This window comes from Armatimonadota bacterium (assembly GCA_013314775.1).
GTDB lineage: Bacteria > Armatimonadota > Zipacnadia > Zipacnadales > JABUFB01 > JABUFB01.
Genome location: JABUFB010000016.1, coordinates 112,907 through 130,045, shown reverse-complemented (window position 1 = coordinate 130,045; position 17,139 = coordinate 112,907). Strand labels below are relative to the sequence as shown.

The 17,139-nt window shown below is 62.7% G+C and carries 13 protein-coding genes; 2 read left to right on the top strand and 11 right to left on the bottom strand.

The window, feature by feature from the left end:
• Positions 1 to 16: 16 nt before the first annotated feature.
• On the bottom strand, positions 17 to 664 hold the full coding sequence (locus HPY44_19625) for a type II secretion system protein (GenBank protein ID NSW58223.1): 648 nt from the start codon (positions 662 to 664) through the stop codon (positions 17 to 19).
• A 219-nt stretch (positions 665 to 883) separates the two neighbouring features.
• Between HPY44_19625 and HPY44_19620 the strand changes: the two genes are divergently transcribed.
• The gene (locus HPY44_19620; protein NSW58222.1) at positions 884 to 2,560 is read left to right on the top strand and encodes an FHA domain-containing protein; all 1,677 of its coding nucleotides are present in this window, start codon (positions 884 to 886) and stop codon (positions 2,558 to 2,560) included.
• A 15-nt stretch (positions 2,561 to 2,575) separates the two neighbouring features.
• Positions 2,576 to 3,118: a hypothetical protein gene (locus HPY44_19615; protein NSW58221.1), complete on the top strand. Its 543-nt coding sequence runs from the start codon at positions 2,576 to 2,578 to the stop codon at positions 3,116 to 3,118.
• 31 nt (positions 3,119 to 3,149) lie between these two features.
• Here HPY44_19615 and HPY44_19610 read toward each other — a convergent pair whose 3' ends face one another.
• From HPY44_19610 to HPY44_19565, 10 genes are all read right to left on the bottom strand, one after another.
• Positions 3,150 to 3,638, bottom strand: a complete 489-nt coding sequence (locus HPY44_19610) for a hypothetical protein (GenBank protein NSW58220.1) — start codon at positions 3,636 to 3,638, stop codon at positions 3,150 to 3,152.
• A gap of 78 nt (positions 3,639 to 3,716) precedes the next feature.
• Positions 3,717 to 5,252: a DUF4340 domain-containing protein gene (locus HPY44_19605; protein ID NSW58219.1), complete on the bottom strand. Its 1,536-nt coding sequence runs from the start codon at positions 5,250 to 5,252 to the stop codon at positions 3,717 to 3,719.
• Positions 5,253 to 5,256: 4 nt separating this feature from the next.
• Entirely contained in the window at positions 5,257 to 6,966 is a 1,710-nt protein-coding gene (locus HPY44_19600; protein NSW58218.1) for a Gldg family protein, read from the bottom strand.
• Positions 6,967 to 7,060: 94 nt separating this feature from the next.
• The gene (locus HPY44_19595; GenBank protein ID NSW58217.1) at positions 7,061 to 7,783 is read right to left on the bottom strand and encodes an ABC transporter permease subunit; all 723 of its coding nucleotides are present in this window, start codon (positions 7,781 to 7,783) and stop codon (positions 7,061 to 7,063) included.
• A gap of 3 nt (positions 7,784 to 7,786) precedes the next feature.
• On the bottom strand, positions 7,787 to 8,728 hold the full coding sequence (locus HPY44_19590; GenBank protein NSW58216.1) for an ATP-binding cassette domain-containing protein: 942 nt from the start codon (positions 8,726 to 8,728) through the stop codon (positions 7,787 to 7,789).
• Between the two features lie 138 nt (positions 8,729 to 8,866).
• Entirely contained in the window at positions 8,867 to 9,487 is a 621-nt protein-coding gene (locus tag HPY44_19585; protein NSW58215.1) for a dephospho-CoA kinase, read from the bottom strand.
• A 103-nt stretch (positions 9,488 to 9,590) separates the two neighbouring features.
• A complete protein-coding gene (gene rpsA / locus HPY44_19580; GenBank protein ID NSW58214.1) occupies positions 9,591 to 11,033 on the bottom strand; it encodes a 30S ribosomal protein S1 in 1,443 nt (480 codons plus the stop codon).
• Between the two features lie 112 nt (positions 11,034 to 11,145).
• A complete protein-coding gene (polA, locus tag HPY44_19575) occupies positions 11,146 to 13,785 on the bottom strand; it encodes a DNA polymerase I (protein ID NSW58213.1) in 2,640 nt (879 codons plus the stop codon).
• 173 nt (positions 13,786 to 13,958) lie between these two features.
• Positions 13,959 to 15,263 carry a signal peptide peptidase SppA gene (sppA, locus tag HPY44_19570; GenBank protein ID NSW58212.1) on the bottom strand — a complete coding sequence of 435 codons (1,305 nt, stop codon included), beginning with the start codon at positions 15,261 to 15,263 and terminating at the stop codon, positions 13,959 to 13,961.
• 890 nt (positions 15,264 to 16,153) lie between these two features.
• Entirely contained in the window at positions 16,154 to 16,804 is a 651-nt protein-coding gene (locus HPY44_19565; protein ID NSW58211.1) for a response regulator transcription factor, read from the bottom strand.
• Positions 16,805 to 17,139: the final 335 nt, after the last annotated feature.

The following is a 17,139-nucleotide window of genomic DNA, read 5'->3' as shown; positions in this document are numbered from 1 at the left end:
TTCGAGCATTCCTGCACTACCAGATGTCGTCCATGTCTCCGCCGCCGCCCCCGCCGCCGGGTGGGGTCTGCTGGCCAATGAGCCCCGCCTGGAAGACCTGTCCAATGGCACCGCGCGGCACCCACTTCACGTGCCCGTCACAGAAAAGCACATTGTACCCGTCGATATGGGGTGCCGGAAACTTCTCCATGTTGATGACATTGGCGTCCATGAGCAGCCAGACGTTGGGCGAGTTCGGAATCGAATCCAGCATCCTGCCGCCCAGTGTGTCATTATAGACATAGGTGATGCCCAACTTCTGCCAGGCCTCCGGCGCAGCTGGACAGACGAACAGCTTCCGGATCGAGCTATTGCGGCCTGCAACGATATTCGCCAGGTTGTATGGATCGTTCGGATCCAGTTGCCAACCCGCATCAGACTGCTGGCCTTTCCACGGGAAGAACCAGGCCTTCGGAAGGCGGCCATCGTTGTCGTCGGCCACCATCTGGATGGCCGAGTACAGTTGCTTGAGGTTATTCAGACATTGGTCTGCAGCGGCCTTGTTTTTCGCCTGCAAGTATGCGCTGCCGGACTGCCCCGCAAGGGTGGCGAGGATACCGGTAACTACCGTCACTTCCACCATGGAGAAGCCACGGCGGCGCTCTCGACGCCTCCGAGTCATCATGGTATAATCGCCCCGTTTCTCTGCTTTGCTGGAGATTATCGCAGCCGTCCGCGAAATGAGCATACCCGTACTCTGGGTCGAATATACTCTGGCGCTTCCGGTTCGTCAACGCAGACCGCATTGCGCAGGATGCTCGGCAGTGCCAAGCTGGACCTGCCGCGCCCAGTCCAGGCAGGCCGGACCTCAGCGGCAGGCTACTGAGAGTGGATGGTGCCGGGGATGATGCGCGTCGTTGTCATTGACGGCGATCTCGCCGGAATGGAGTTCCCCCTCACGTCCGACTCTGTGACCATCGGGCGCAAGCCGGATAATGATGTCTGCCTGCCCACCGACCTGAAAGCTTCTCGCCATCACGCCCGCCTGGTGCGGCGGTCTGGCGAGTGGTTCCTCGAAGACCAGGCCAGCGCGAATGGGACCTTCCTTGGCAGCCGGCGCATCTATGCCCCCGCACCGCTCAAACCCGGCGACCGCTTCCGCATTGGCCGCACCTGGCTCCGGCTCGAACTCATGGATGACACCGGCGCTGATCCTGACCCGGCGGACCAGGTGGTTCTGGTTGCCGATGAACCAACCGACGAGGGCGCAGGTGGCGGCGATGCCCGTATCGTTTTCGCGCTGGACGCCGTCCACGCTCCCGGCGGAATGGAAGACGGCGCCGATGCCCGTTATCGGCTCGGAGTGCTTCTCGACTTCGCCCTGGCGCTGGGATCGATCCTCGAAGTCCCGCACCTGCTGCGCGTCGCCGTGGACCGCATCATGAACGTCATCCCGGCCGAGCAGGCATCTCTGCTGCTTCTTGAGGGTGACCCACCCCAGCCCATCCCTCGAGTGGTGCGTCGCCGCGGGGACAACATCGAACCCGGAGAAGACACGTCTGCCCTGCGGATTAGCGCGCACATAGTAGATCAAGCCCTTTCGCAGCGCATGGCCATTCTCACCAGTGACGCCACCGCCGATGCCCGTTTCATGGATGCCGACAGCGTCCACGACTTGCGCATTCGATCCGCCATCTGCGCGCCGATGATTGCTCACGGCCAACCGATCGGCGTCATCTATCTGGACACATCCTCCCAGACCCATGTCTTCAGCGAGAACGATGTGCATCTGGTCAACGGCATCGCAGCCCAGACGGCAATCGCATTGGAGAACGCGCGTCTTTATACCGATCTACGTAGCGCCTATGACGACCTGCGCGCAGCCCAGGATCAACTGGTTCGCTCTGAGCGCGTGGCGACGGTGGGCACGCTGGCGGCCAGCATCGCCCATGACATGGCGAACATTGTGACCCCTATCAAACCTCTGGTGGACCTGTTGCTGAGTGGGAAACAGGTGGACGAGCGCGCGCGGGATGTGCTTGGCCGGCAGATGGAACGTCTCCAAACCATGGTCCAGCGCCTGCTGGCTTTCTCCCGGGCATCCGACGTGGTGCTGGAACTCGGAGACCTGAACCCGATTGTGGACAGCACCCTCACCCTGGTCCGAACCGAGCTCATCCACCGAGGCATCGCGATTGAGCTTCATCTCGCCGACAATCTGCCGCAACTGCGTCTCGACCCGCCGCAGATGGAGCGAGCGCTGCTGAACTTGATCCTCAACGCAGCCGACGCTCTGGACAGACAGGAGAATGCGAAGGTCATCATCACCACGACCCTCGAGGACCATGAGGTGTTGCTGGAAGTCACAGATAACGGCCCCGGCATCCCCGAGGATATTCAGGCGCAGCTTTTTGAGCCTTTTTTCACCACCAAGGCCACCGGAACAGGTCTGGGGCTTCATTCCACGCGACGGATCGTTGAGGAAGAACACGGGGGAAGCCTCGAGGTGGACAGCCGAGTGGGCGCCGGGACGACCATGACCATTCGCCTGCCTGTGCCTCAGCGCGGGCTGCCTGGCTAAGAGGTGGGCTGCCCCGTGGGAGTTCAGGCCACTGTCGCTCTGGTGCTGTTGCAGGTGGCTCTCGTGGCGCTGCACCTTGTCACTGGCCTCCGAACGGGTTGGCTCGTGGCCGTCTACGCACCCACGGTGCCCCACCACTTGCTCATGGCTGTCCTCGACGTTCTCACCCCACTCCTGGCGGTGTTCGCAGCCATCACGCTGACCTGTCCCCGAGCCGTGTTCGCGCGCCGGCTGGAAGCCGCTTTGTGGGCTCGGGCGACGGTCCTTCCCCTGCTGCTTCTCGTGGCCGTCCTGCGCCCCATCGTGGTAAACGGCCTGCCCATCGATCCCGATCGCTTCCCCAATCTGCTCCGTCTGGATCAGGCAACCGTCGGCACGTGGCTTGCAGTCGCGACCTGGGCGCTGGGGACAGCGCTCTGCGTCGGCGGTCACGCCTGGAGCATGGGGCGTGCCTGTGCACCGACAAAACTGGGAGCAGGTAGGTTCGTCTTCGCATTCCTCGGAGCAGCTGTGGTATCTCAGGCTGCGGTGTCTCTGATCCTGCGCCTGGTCGCATAGCGCAGCCATTCCCCAGGCAGCGGATCGCTCATCACTGCGGTGGCCACGGTCCGGGCGCTTCACCGAAACCCAGCAATTCCAGCCGCAACTGGGACCACTCGACGCGCATCGGTCCTGCCGTCCCGTCCGTATCTTCCACGCGGAGTTCGACCAGAATATGCCCCCCTCCTGGGCTATTGAACTCGGCCTCGTGGTAGCCCATCTCCCCCGCCGGCCCTCCCACGAGACCAGTCCAGACCAGGACGCGGTCCGTCCAGATCTCACAGCGAGCGATGGCAGAGCCCCCCATTCCACGCGCCTCCGCCGCGGGAGCCACGCAGTCGATCCGGAACCGGACCAGCCTTCTCACCGGCGCGTTGAAAACCGGCGCCGAGTACGAGGCCCGTGCAAATGCGCCTTGACTGTATGGTGATGCGGTTCGCTCCATCACGAGCGGCCCGGCCCCCTCCGCACTCACTGACCATGGACCGGCGGTCTCCAGCGTCCATTGTGGGCCGAATGCCAGGTGGATCGTGGGCATTGACAGCTCCTTCAGCCAAGGGATACGACAACGGCGCCGGCAGGTCGCCGGCGCCGCACAGTGTCCCTGGAGTTACCGTCAGTTGTCCGATGAAGTGGGCGAGGTATCGTCCTCGGTCCCCGACAGGTCGGGCAGTTCACTCTTCGACTTGCCGAGGTCCTCGGACGACTGCTTGATATCATCCACCCCGCCGGGCAAGTCGTTGATCACAAGCTGCGGCACCTTGTATACCTGCCTCTCGTCATTGACCTGGCAGTAGTACAGCGTCTCGTCGCCTTTTTTCACCTTGTCGCCAAACTTGATCTTCACCGGCTTGCCGCCCAGGAACTCCAGGGTGATCACGGTCGCGGGCACCGCAAGGCCAACGGCTTTCAGGTCCACTGCCGCGCCCATATATTCCCGGGCTTCCAGATCGCTGAGGTCCCAGAGAATATCGTCCACCTTGGTCTTCTTGGCGGGTCCGGGGGGCGATGCAAGAACCCAGTCGTCCCCGGCCCGGTTCACGGTGAAGCTGTAGCCACCGCGGCGGGCAACCTGGATGGACTTCACCTTGTCGCGCTTGAAGTCCAGGACGTGGTTGTCACGCATGGCCATGAGGTCCTTGTTCAGGTCGTCGAACAGGGTGTTGTCTACCAGCAGCACCTCATTGCGGCCCGTGCGCATGGCGTAGACGAGATCCTTCTCTTCGGTCGTATCACTGTACTCCGAGGTCTTCACGCGCTTGCGGGTCTGTTTGCCCACAAGAACCTCCACGCTCTTGCCGTCTTTGAGCTCCACGATCACCTTCACGCGAGGTTTGTCCAGACCGTACTTTTTCAGATCACCGGGCTTTTCGATGAAGTCCTTCGCCTCGGTCTCTGTAAGCTTCCCGAAGGCCGTGGTGATGGACCACTCGTCACCTTTGTACTCTCCCGGCTTCGTGATGCGCCAGTCCACCTTTTCGCCCTTCTGCTTCTTCTCCGCGGCGATGGTCCCATGCTTATTGATGAAGGTCACGCCCACCACGTCTTCCTTGGCGAACCGCGCGAGTTTGGTGTCCCGCAGCGTGGCGGCTTCCTTCTGGAACTCGGTTGTGAAGGTGCTGGGGAACAGGTACAGCCCCTCGCGTCCCTCGATCTTCGCGAACACCTTGGCACCCACCGGGGTGTTCTCCCCGAGGGTCATGTCGATGACCTTGCCGTTCTTCAGCCTCACGGTCACCTTCAGGGTCGGGTTGTCCAGGCCGAATTCCTTGGCATTCGGATCCGCGTCCTTTCGAACCGTCGGCTTGAGCCGCTCCACCGCCTCGACCATGAGCTTTACGTCGTCCGGGTCTGCCATGCTCTCGAAGGGTTTGGTGATGAACCAGTCATCGCCCCGTTTTTCGAGAGCCAGCCGGCGGTGCTCGATGCGCTTGGCAGGATCCTGTCCTTTCTTCAGCGGCTTGCCGGCATTCACGACGGCGGGTGTGTCGAACTTCACCGCTTCGATACTCACCAGCCCGCCGCCGGCGTTGATCTCTCTTGCCAGCAGTTCCTCTTTCTCGGGCACGCGGCCACGCTCTTTCGTGACGACCCAAATCAGCAGGCCGACGAAGACCACGAAGGCGATGAGTGTTGCAGCGAACTTGCGCACGGGCCTACCTCCTTCGGCGCCACCAGACGAAGCCACCGGCGAGCACCACGAGACCAGGCACCACGAAAATGGTCAGTACGGTCGCGATGGCCTTCTGCGCTCCCACCATGGTCAGGTAGGGGGTCTCCGTCTCCTTCGGCGGGATCGAGATCAGCTTCTCATTGCCCACCAGCCAGTTGATAGCGTTCAGCGCGAATGCGGCATTGGCCCAGAGCCGATTGGCCTCGATAAGCCGGTCCGTCATGAACTCGGCGTCCGCCACAACGACGATTCGAGTGCCCGGCCCTTCTTCTTCATTCTCGGGTTCGGGCGGCATCCCCGGCGGCGTGGGCGGCTTGTCCTTCTTGCTCTCATCGATGGCCGCAGCCATGACAAAGGGACCGCTTGCCTCGCCGGAATCACGGCTACCATTGCCTTTGCCCGTGGGGCCGAGGTTGTCAAGCCAGGCGTCGGCGCTGGTCTTCATGAGCGCAGTGGCTTTCTGATCAACCGGCGGGGGCGGAGCGCCCGGGTAGCTTGGTGGCGGAGGCGGTGTCTCTTCGACCTCCAGCGCCATCGCCATCGGGAACACCAGGCCCTGCAGATTGCGGGTGATTTCGTGAGACTCCGGCCTGAGCACCGCAGGAATAGTGGGCGTTCCCGCGTTATGCTCGGCGTTGGGGTCCATGATCTTGCCCTTCGACGGCTTCACGCCGCGGGTAGCAAGGATCTCGGAGAAATCCGGGGCCTGGGGGGTGTTCGACAGGGCGATGAAAAGCTTGCCACCCTGGTCGGCGTACTTCTTCAGAGCTGCCATTTCCGCTTCCTGCAGCGGGTGCTGGGCACCCGCGATGACCACCGCGGCGGCATCCTGCGGCACAACAGCGTCCTTCTTGTTGAGCAGCGACAGGGTTTCGACGGCGTATTGCTGGGTCTCCAGGGCGCGCTTGATGTCATTCACGCTGTCCTGGCCAAGCTCCATCGGGTCGAACTCACCGTGCCCCGTGAGGAAGTAGATCTTCGTCTTGTCGCCGGTTGTGACCGCAAGGATCGCGCTGGTGATGCGCTCCTCATCGCCGCCCATCACGTCTTCCTTCCGGTCCCCGGCCTTGATGATCACCGAACCGTCAACGGACACATTGTACTCGCGCACCTTATCCACACGCGTGTGGGGATCATAGTACTCCACCTTGAGACGCGGAGACAGCGCCCGATACTCCTCGAGGCGGTCGCGCACCTGCCGATACTCCGGATACTCGGGAGACATGAAGGCGATCATCTGCACGTCCTTGTCCAGCGCCTTCACAACCTTGCGGGTCTGATCCGACAGCGAGTACTGCTTGTTCTCCGTGGCGTCATACCGGAAGAATCGGTGCCGAACCGAGATTACATTGAGTAGCACCAGGATGCCGACGATGATCACCGTGAACACCGCGGTGTTCATGCCCGTGACCACGCGGCGCTGTTTGAAACTCGCCACGATCGACCGGAAGTTCACCACGATGGCGTAAATGAAGCAGACGGCCGCCACGATGATGAAAACCTTGGGCCAGAGCCCAAAAGTCTTGCTCACCAGCCACCAGAGAATGCCCACGATGAGCGTAAGGCCGCCAAACAGCGCGGCGACGATACTCAGCAGGCCGGTCAGCGTTGTCTGCGCCCTCTGCTGCAGGCGCGGGTCGGCTGCCATGCCGCGTGCGCGCTGATCGGTCTGCGGGATCTTGTCTTCGGACATCGAATCTCTCACCTGCCCGGTATGGACTATTGCTCAGGATTGCTCTTACGAGCCGCTGCATCACGCGCCATCGATGAGACCTTCAGTAGGCGCGTCAGACCTGTCGGCGCATCTCAAGCACGCGGACGGCCAGGAACAGCGAGACGATGCACAGGCTCAGGAAATAGACCACGTTCTTGGAATCCAGAATGCCCTTTTCGAAATCGCCGAAGACTTCGAACACCGAGATATTCTTGGCGATGTCGGCAAGGGTCGAGCCCTCGCCGCCCACGAGATACGACACCCAGCCAATGAGCCAGATAAACAGGAAGACGCCCAGACAGATGCCCGCCGAGGCCATCTGCGATCGGGTCAGGCTGCTTGCGAACACGCCGATGGCCAGGAAGGCCGCGGCGGCCAGCAGAAGCCCGAAATAGCCCACCCACGTCGGGCCCCAGTCAAGATCGCCGTATTTCGACAGAATCAGTGGATACGGCAGCGTCAGCACAAGCATGGAGACATAGAACGCCAGTGCGCCGAAGTACTTGCCCAGCACCACCTCAACATCCCGAACCGGCTTGGTGAGGAGCAGCTCCAGGGTCCCCGTGGCCCGCTCCTGCGCGAGGAGCGACATGGTTACGAATGGAGCCACCATGAGTGTCAGGAACACCATGCTCCCAAGCAGCCCGCGCATCTCAGCCTGCGCACCGGGCTGGTAGATGGAGAACGTGAAGATAAGCCCTGTAAAGAACAGGAAGAAGACGGTGATGACGTAGGCCATTGGTGAGGTGAAGTAGGACACCAGCTCGCGCTGGGCGATGATGCAGATGTTTCGCATGGCCTAGGCAACCCCTTTCTCTTCGGTGGTAAGCTGGCGGAAGACATCCTCGAGGCTCATCTCAACAGGCCGCAGTTCCAGCAGGCCCCAACCCTTATTCACCACGAACTCGGCGATCTGAGAACGAATGTCTGTGCCCAGATGCGTATCCACGAGATATGCATTCCGGTTCTCGTTGGGGACGCGGCGGACGCTGCTGACCTCGGGGATATCCTGGAGAAGCCGCGGCACGGAGGCATCGTCGGTGGCGACTTCCACCACGATCGTCTCCACTTCGCGAATCTGCGCAGTGAGGTTTTCGGGGGTGTCCTCGGCCACAATCTTCCCGTGGTTGATGATGATGACCCGTTCGCAAGTCATCTGCGCCTCGGGCAGGATGTGGGTGGACAGCATCACGGTATGCTGGCCCGCGAGGCTCTTGATGAGCTGGCGCACTTCCATGATCTGGTTGGGGTCCAGACCCACCGTGGGTTCGTCGAGGATGAGCACATCTGGATTGTGGATGAGCGCCTGCGCAAGACCCACGCGCTGCCGGAATCCCAGGGACAGAGTGCCAATGATGGCATCGCGCCGCTCGGACAGGCCGCACTGATCCATGACCAGGTCCAGACGCTCGGCCAGGTCCGGCTTGCGCATGCCCTGGAGTTTCCCGCAGTACCTCAGGTACTGGTGGACCCGCATGTCCGTGTACAGCGTGGTAGTCTCCGGCATGTAGCCGATGTGCCGTCGGGCCTCGATCGAGTTCTCATAGACATCGATCCCGGCAATGCTTGCCGTCCCGAGGGTTGCGGGCATGAACCCGGTGAGAATACGCATGGTCGTAGTCTTGCCCGCGCCGTTTGGGCCGAGAAATGCCACGATCTCGCCCTTCTCAACGCGGAATGACACGTCCATGATGGCAGGGACCGGACCGTAGTACTTGGTGAGTCCCTCCACTTGGATCATCGCGTTACCTCCATGCTCTTGGCCGTCCCCGAAGGGCGCGCGGACAGATGTCCCCGCAGCCACGCACACCGTGCGGACGGCTCAGACATATGCAAGGGTTTCACCAGACAACGCGGAGATTGGGCTTTGCCGCTGCCGTCAGGGGTCCAAAGCCTGCGACGCTGCCAGTAATGCCGGCCACAATGCCTTCACCCGGTCCCGCGTCTCCTCCTCGGTACCGGAGGTGTCAAGCACGTAGTCGGCGTCTTCCGCGAATAGGCCAAGCTGCTCGTGCAACGCCAGACGCTCCCGCGCCTGTTCCCGTGTGATCCGGTCCCGCGCCTGTATGCGTTCGAGGCACTCCTCGGGCGAAGCATGGACGCGCACCGTCAGATCGACAAGTCCGCGACCGCCCATGTGCGAAAGGATTGCAGCCTCGAGAACAACTACCTGCGGAGGTTCCGGAAGACGTTCAAGCTCCTCGAGCCGGTCCCGCAGCCAGGCGACCATAGGGCCGTGGGTGACCTGCTCGAGACGTCGCCTCGCCGCTGGATCGCGGAAGATCAAGTCAGCCAATCGGCTCCGGTCCAGCGAGCCGTCCGCCCGGAATACCCCATCCCCGAAGTACTGCCGAATCTCGCCTAATAAACGCGCGCTCGTGGAGAGGAGTTCCCGTGAGGCGTCGTCTGCACGCAGGCACTCAGCGCCGAGTTCGCGAAACACATTGAGTACCACGGACTTGCCGGCGCCCATGGGGCCGGTGAGGCCTACGACAAGCATGTTGACCCTGCCTTCCGGTATGCGTCATCCCCTGCCGCGACGCAGAGGACAGCGCCCGGCAGATTGGGTCTGCCGGGCGCCGCAGTTCCCCGAGTCTGCGAGTCTACACCGGGTCCGGCTCGTCACTCGCCGGCTGTGGCGTGGAGGATGGGCTCTCCTCTGCCGCAGCCGATGCTTCCTCCACGGATGCTTCCTCGCTATCCCCGGCCATCTCGCTTTTCATGCTGGCCAGGACATCGCCGAAACGGTCGCCCAGGGTAGTCGGCACCGTCTGCTGCGTGGACATGAAGTCGCGGTACTCCTGGCGCTCGCGTTCCTGCTCGGCGGCCACAAGGCTCAGGGTCATGCGACGGGCCGGGATTTGTATCTCGAGAATCTTCAGGTCCACTTCCTGCCCGGCCTTGAGCACCTCAGACGGGTCGCCGATTCGCTTGTCGCTCATCTCGCGGATGGGGATGAAGCCCTCGATGCCGGCCTCACTAAGCTGCGCGAAAGCGCCGGTGCGCGCCAGGCGCGTGATTTTCGCCTTTACCAGGGAGCCGGGAGTAAGCTTGGCGGCGGCTTCCTTCCACGGGTCCGGCAGGATCTGCCGCATGCCCAGGGAGATGCGGTCGCCACCGTCCTTGATCTCGAGGACGACGACCTTTACTCGCTGGCCGACTTCCACCGCTTCCGAGGGGTGGTCAATACGGGTCCAGGACATCTCAGAAACGTGCAGAAGGCCATCAACGCCGCCCAGGTCCACGAAGGCGCCATAATTGGTGATGCTGCGGACCTTGCCCTCACAAATGGCGCCCTCATGCAGGCGTGCAAGGGTCTCCTCTCGGCGGTGCTCCCGCTCCTCCTCCACCAACTGGCGGTGGCTGAGGATGACTTTCTTGCGCTCGCGGTCGGCTTCCAGCACCCGCAGGCGCAGACTGCGCCCCACGAAACTGTCGAGGTTCCGCACGTTCCGGGTGGCCACATGGGAGGCGGGAACGAATCCCGGGACGCCCAGATCTACGCGCAGACCGCCCTTGACGCGTTCCGTCACCATGGCCTCCACGACGCCGCCGACCTTCGCCAGCTCCTCGAGGTCATTCCACAGCCGCTCGTAATCCGCGCGACGCTTGGACACAATGATTGTGTCGCGCTCCTCGTCCACATGGACGACGGCCACGTCGATCTCGTCGCCGATGGCCGGGAGACCGCTATCACCCGGGAACTCTTCGCGCTTGATGACTCCCTCGCCCTTTGCTCCGATGTCAACCACCACACCGTCCTTGTCTATGCTGACCACGGTGCCGTGGACAATGTCACCCTTCTTGAAGCTGGCCGGCACGCTACCGATGTCCGCAGCCCAGGAATCGTCGCGCCCTGCGTCCTCGTCGCCCATGTCTCCCACGACCTCAGGGGTGGTAGCGGGAGCGGGAGCAGGAGCCGGCGCGGCCTCGGGTGCGGGGGCAGGTGCGGCGTCGGCGGCGCGCTTTTCGCCGGAGAAAAGTTCGGACGCCTGAGTCTCGCCGTCTTCAAACAGATCGTCTTTGCCGTCAGTGGCAAATCCCACGGTGGTGAACTCCCTTCGTCTGATCCAAACCGGTGCGCTGTAATCAGCGCGTCTCAGGTCTGTTCGTGTTGTCCATCACAAGTGCCGGGTCACTTCGAAGTGCGAGCAGCGTTCAGATGAAGACCATGTCCCGCCAGTTGGCCCCTACTTTCGGCTCTACCCGCAGCGGGACATCCAGTTGGGCCGCGCCTTCCATCACCTCCCGGACCACAGGAGCCACCCGGTCCACATCAGATTCAGGCAGCTCGAAAATCAGATCATCATGTACCTGCAAGAGCATGCGGCACTCCGGCGACACGTCGGGCAGTCGCCTCGCGAGCCGCACCATTGCGATCTTGATGATGTCCGCCGCAGTGCCTTGCAGAGGGGCATTGGCTGCGGCGCGTTCGGCGTAAGCCTTGGCTCTCGGGTCGCGCGACACCAGATCGGGCATGGGCCGACGCCGGCCGAATAGCGTTTTCACATATCCGTCTTTGCGCGCACGCTCAACTACGCCCTCCATGTATGCTTTGACGCCCGGCAAGCGCGCGAAATAATTCTCGATGAACTGACTTGCTTCCTTGCGCCCAATGCCCAACTGCCGTGCAAGCGCCGTGGCGCCCATCCCGTAGATCACAGCGTAATTGACCGTCTTCGCCACGCGCCGCATGTCCGAGGTAACCCGCTCGATCGGCACATCGAAGATCGCGGCTGCAGTGCGACTGTGAATATCCTCACCCGCCTGGAAGGCGGCTACGAGGCTCTGATCACCCGACATATGCGCGAGAATGCGCAATTCGATCTGGGAATAGTCGGCAGCCAGCAAGACATTTCCCTCCCCCTGGGCGACGAAACATGAGCGTATTTCTCGCCCCCACTCCGTGCGAACAGGGATGTTCTGCAGGTTCGGGTTGCGGCTGGACAGGCGTCCCGTGGCCACTACCGTCTGCTCCAGCGTGGTGTGCAGGCGGCCATCTGCACTGATCAGCGGTATGATCCCGTCAACATACGTGGACTTGAGCTTCGAGTACTCGCGGTGCTGGAGAATCAGTGCGGCGATCTCGTATTCTTCGGCCAGGGTTTCCAGCACTTCGGCCCCGGTGGCCCATCCGGTCTTGGTCTTCCGGCCGTGGGGCAAGCCCATTTTCCCGAACAGAACCTCGCCGATCTGCTTGGGCGAACCCAGGTTGAACTCCTCGCCCGCTACCCCGTAAATACGGTGCGCGAGTTCGGTCATCATCCCTGACAGCATGTCGCCGATTTCGTCCAGCCGTACCGGGTCCACGCCGATGCCCGCGCGTTCCATGTCCCGCAGCACCGTCACCAGTGGCATCTCGATTTCATCGAAGAGACTCCGAGCCTCGGTCCGGTCAAGATCGGCCTCCAGCGGACTGCGCAGTCGCAGGACCATGCCGGCGGCCGCAACTGCGCGCGCAGCGTGTGCGGATATGCTTTCTTTCCCGGCAGCGTCCACCCGCGGCAGGCCCTGTCCGAGATGTTGCGCAGCGAGGGCATCAAGATCCGGTGCGCCCCGATGCGGGGCCACGAGATAAGCCGCCACCGCCGTGTCGAACTCGAATCCGTCGAGGTCGATGCCGGCGGAGTCCAGGGCGCGCGAAGTCGCTTTGAGGTCGTGCCCCACCTTGCGCACCGACGCATCGGCCAGCAGGTCCCTCACGCAGCCGGGAAATTGCGGCGTCCCGTCTCCGAACAGACTCCCCTGGGCCTCCGGGCTGGGGATCTCCACGAAAACCGTCTGCTCGCCCTGCACGGACAGGGCAATTCCCAGCGGGACTTCGCCCGATAGCGCCACCGCCACACCGACCTCACCCGCCTGGGCGGCCTGCGAGCAGACCTGCAGCGCATCGGAGGACGCGTCCCCCGTTTCGGCTTCCGTCGGTGGCGCGTCGGATATGGGGATGCGGTCAAGCAGGCTGGTGAATTCCAGGCTGCCCAGGAGCCTGCGTAGCTTTTCTGTGTCCGGCCCGGCCCAGACCCGCTCAATGAGTTCCAGGTCCACCGGCGCGTTGTGATCGATGGTCGCGAGCCGCTTGCTCAAGCGCGCGTCATCCTCGTGCGCGCGCAGGTTCTCGCGCAGCTTCGCGGTCGAAACGTCGTCGAGTCTGTCAAAGACCGCCTCGAGTGAACCGAACTGCTCCAGCAGTTTCACAGCAGTCTTCGGTCCCACTCCGGGTACGCCGGGAATGTTGTCGGAGCTGTCTCCTGCGAGACCCTTGAGGTCGACGATTCGGGCCGGGTCCACGCCGAACTCCGCGCGAACTGCCGCGGCATCGTAATGCTTGATCTGACTCATACCCTTGACGGGGGCAATGACCTCGATCGCGGGGGTCACAAGCTGGCACAGGTCGCGATCACCGGTGACGATCAGCACCTGCCGACCGGCTTTTTCAGCTCGGGTGGCGAGTGCTCCGATCAGGTCGTCGGCCTCGTAGCCCTGCTCTTCAACGATGGGGATATTGAGGGCATCCGCCAGGTCCCGCACAATCGGGAACTGAGATGCCAGGTCTTCCTCCATGGGAGGGCGGTGGGCCTTGTACTCGGGGCTGATCTCGTGGCGGAAGGTGGGGCCGCGCGCATCGAGTGCAAGCACAACAACGTCCGGCCGCTGCTCAGCCAGAAGAGTGAGCAGCATCTGCAGGAAGCCATAGGCGGCATGGGTAGGTTGTCCGCCTGTGGTCGACAGCGGAGATAAGGCGTGGTACGCCCGGTGAACCAGACTGTTCCCGTCAATCAGCAGTATCGTCGAAGGCACTGTTTCGTTCCTGGGCGCGCCGGCAGCCGACTCGCCGCCTGCCGGGCGCCGATATCATGTTCGTTGCACGCGAGGCGTGCGGATCTCCAGGGTCACACAGCAGCCGCCCCAGCGAGTGCACAGAGCCGGAATTCGTCATCGTGACCGGTCCGACCGGGCGGTGCTTCGGCAGGTCATTCTGCGCTCAGAGCTTCTTCGCTTTCCCACAAGAGCCAAATGCCGGGGCCCAGGGGACGAGGCAGGGGCATGCCTGTCCCCACTGGAAGCTGGCTCGGCGCACGCTCGCTGAACAGCCCGTAAAAGCCCCGACTGCGGCCGTAAGTCTTGACCTGGGGCTCACCCTCAATGCCGCCCGCCTTGGCAGCGATCGCGAGGGCATCATGGTAGTTCCCCAGGTCGTCCACGAGACCAACCTTCTTCGCCTGGCTCCCAGTGTAGACCCGGCCGTCGGCAAGCTTGCGGACTTCGGCAAGGTTCAGATTCTTGCGGCCCGCGTCCACGTCTTTGACAAACTGGTTGAAGACGTCATTTACCATATCCTGCGCGAGTTTTCGCTCGTCCTCGCGCATCGGGCGGAAGGGACTCATGCTGTCCTTGTAAGGACCTGATTTCACCGTCTCACTCTTGACTCCGTACTTGTCCGCGAGGCCCGACCAGTTCATGCTCTGCATGATGACGCCAATGCTGCCGGTGAGGGTGGCGGGCGCAGCGACAATGGTCTTCGCAGCGGATGCAATGTAGTAGCCCCCCGATGCACAGACATCGCCCATGGCGGCGATTACCGGCTTATTGTGGTCCTTCTGGACGCGGACGACTTCTTTGTAGATGGCCTGCGATGCCGCGGCGCTTCCCCCTGGGCTGTTGATATAGAGCAGGATCGACTTGGCAGAACTGTCCTTCCCGGCCATCCGGATCTGCTCCATGATCGCGCGGGAGCCGTTGATCGCGGGGCCGAACAGAGGCACTTCCTCACCGCCGTCGCTGATGACGCCGGAGATGTAGATCACAGCCACCCTGTCGCCGCCGGCAAATCCTCCGGGGGCTTCTCCCATGCTCATGCTGCCCACGACAAACGTGATGACCAGTCCGCCCACTACCAGCAGGCCCAGACCGATGAGCACGGCGATCAGGCAGCCGCTCATGCCTCTGCGCGCAGGAGGCGCCGGGGGGGAAGGTGGGGGTACATAAGCCCACTGCCCCTGGGCATAGGCACCCGGCGGCGGAGGCGGAGGCTGCGGTCCGGGCGGGAACGCAGCTGAAGAGGCCGGTGGTTCCTCCTCGCCGACGTCCACGTGAAGTACGTCCCCGGATTCCGTCTCAGCGACGGCTTCCTGGGACATGGCTGGCTCACTCGCGCCGCTCTCCCCAAGCTGGATTTCCGGTTGCTCGGGGGCCTCCTGATCCACAGTTGGTTCAGGCTGTTGCGTCACGTTCCCTTCGGCGTCGCGGTCGCCCGCTCCGTCGGTATTCCAATCCATGCAGGTCACCTTCCGGGGCAGCGACGGCAGCCGTGCGCCGGACTCATCAGCGCGGCGTCGCCTGCCCGTGTGTACGCAGCATTGTACGTCAAGGCGGTTGCAGCCGCAAGGCGCAAAGGGATAAAGACAGGAGCATCGATTCTCTGGGATGCGAGCCGGCTGGGGCCGAATCGGCGTTCAGCGCGCCCTTCGCCCTGAGCCCCTGCCTCACAGCCCCCGAAGTGAGCGACAGCCTGTAGACAGGGCGACAGTCCATTCACCGCGCACCGGGTCCGGCCGCCCTTCTGGGGATATTGGCCCATTCCCGAGGCCGGAATCCCCCGGGCTTCCACCGGGGGCTATTCCGTCCGGAGCATGACAGCACACGGCACTAACACCGCGGGCACAGGACGCCGGCCCCACACGAAACAGGCACGCAGCCCACAAAACCGATGCTCGTGGGGAGAAAGGGAAAAGGGAAGTCAGAAACGGGGAATGGAGACATCTCTTGACGGGCAGCAAACGGGTCGCCGGCGGCGCCGGAGAGGGAACCTCTTCCGCCTGCCCCACCGTCCCCACGCCACCCCAAGGCTTGCTCAACCCCACGCCGAAGCCGCCGACGACCGCCTGATCCCCCCCGGGGACCATGCGAGAAGAACCGGTGCAGCTTCGGGGCCGGGTTGCCCCGCGCAGCCCCCCCGGGCTGCACTGCACCGGCTTACGACGCCGTACCGCAGGCGCGTCCGCTTGCGCGGACCCGGTTTGGGCATCACCAATTATATCTAACCACATCTGGCCATCTAGGGGTATACGTACCGGGGCGTAATCACGGCATCTGTGGAAACACTCAGGAAATACGTAGAATCACCCAAAGACCGTCTAGATGCTTGCCAAATCAGCCGTGCCGACCATCAATCCTCGTCCCCGATGAGCCCGCGCTTCAGAGCCCACCGCACCACGTCCGCCTGGTTCCGCAGGCACAACTTGCGCATGGCGTTCGCCCGGTGTGTCTCCACCGTGCGAGTGCTGATGAAAAGCCGCTCCCCGATTTGGGCCGAAGTGGCTCCCTCGGCCACGAGAATAATGACCTGGCTCTCGCGTTCCGTCAGGCCGGGCACTCGCGGGGTTTTCGGGCCATCCGGGTTGGTCAGGAGGTCGAATGCCTGCTCGGCAAGAGCGGGGGACAGATAGCGCTGGCCTTTGCCGACCTTGCGAATCGCCTCGACCACGTCATCAACGTCGGAACCTTTCAGCACATACGCAGAAACGCCGAGGCTGAGAGCTTCCCTCACACGGTCGATTTCCTCGTGCATGGACAGGACAATGACAGATATCGCCGGGCGAGTGGACAGGATCTCACGCGCCACCTGCAGCCCGTTCATGCCGCCGGCAAGGCTAATGTCCAATACGACGATGTCAGGCCTGGCCTCGTCGAGTTTCGCCAGTGCTCCTTCACCCGATGACGCCTCGGCAACTACCTCACAGTCGTCTTCAGCATCAATGACGACCCGCAACCCCACGCGGAAAATCGCGTGGTCATCCACCAGCATGATGCGTGTCATGTCACTCCGTCGCAACAACGGGAAATACCAAAGATCGCCGCACCCAATCGTAATCCGCGGAGGGTCTCTCGTCAATCGAGACATTGCCTCCGGCCGCACCAAAATGTTTGTCCGTAGAAATACGTAGATTGGGTCTTGACTTCCGCGCCGAAATTCGTACAATGAACCGCAGACAACCGAAGTAAAGGTTTTTTGGGAACGCCGTAGACCGCAGGGAATCACCCCCCCCCGGTTCCTGGGCATCTGTGGCGTTCCCGATTTTTTTGCTTCGAGTTTTGCGTTCCCCTGAGACGTCCTCCAAGAGACCGCTCTTGTTCTCGCGTTCCCACTGATTG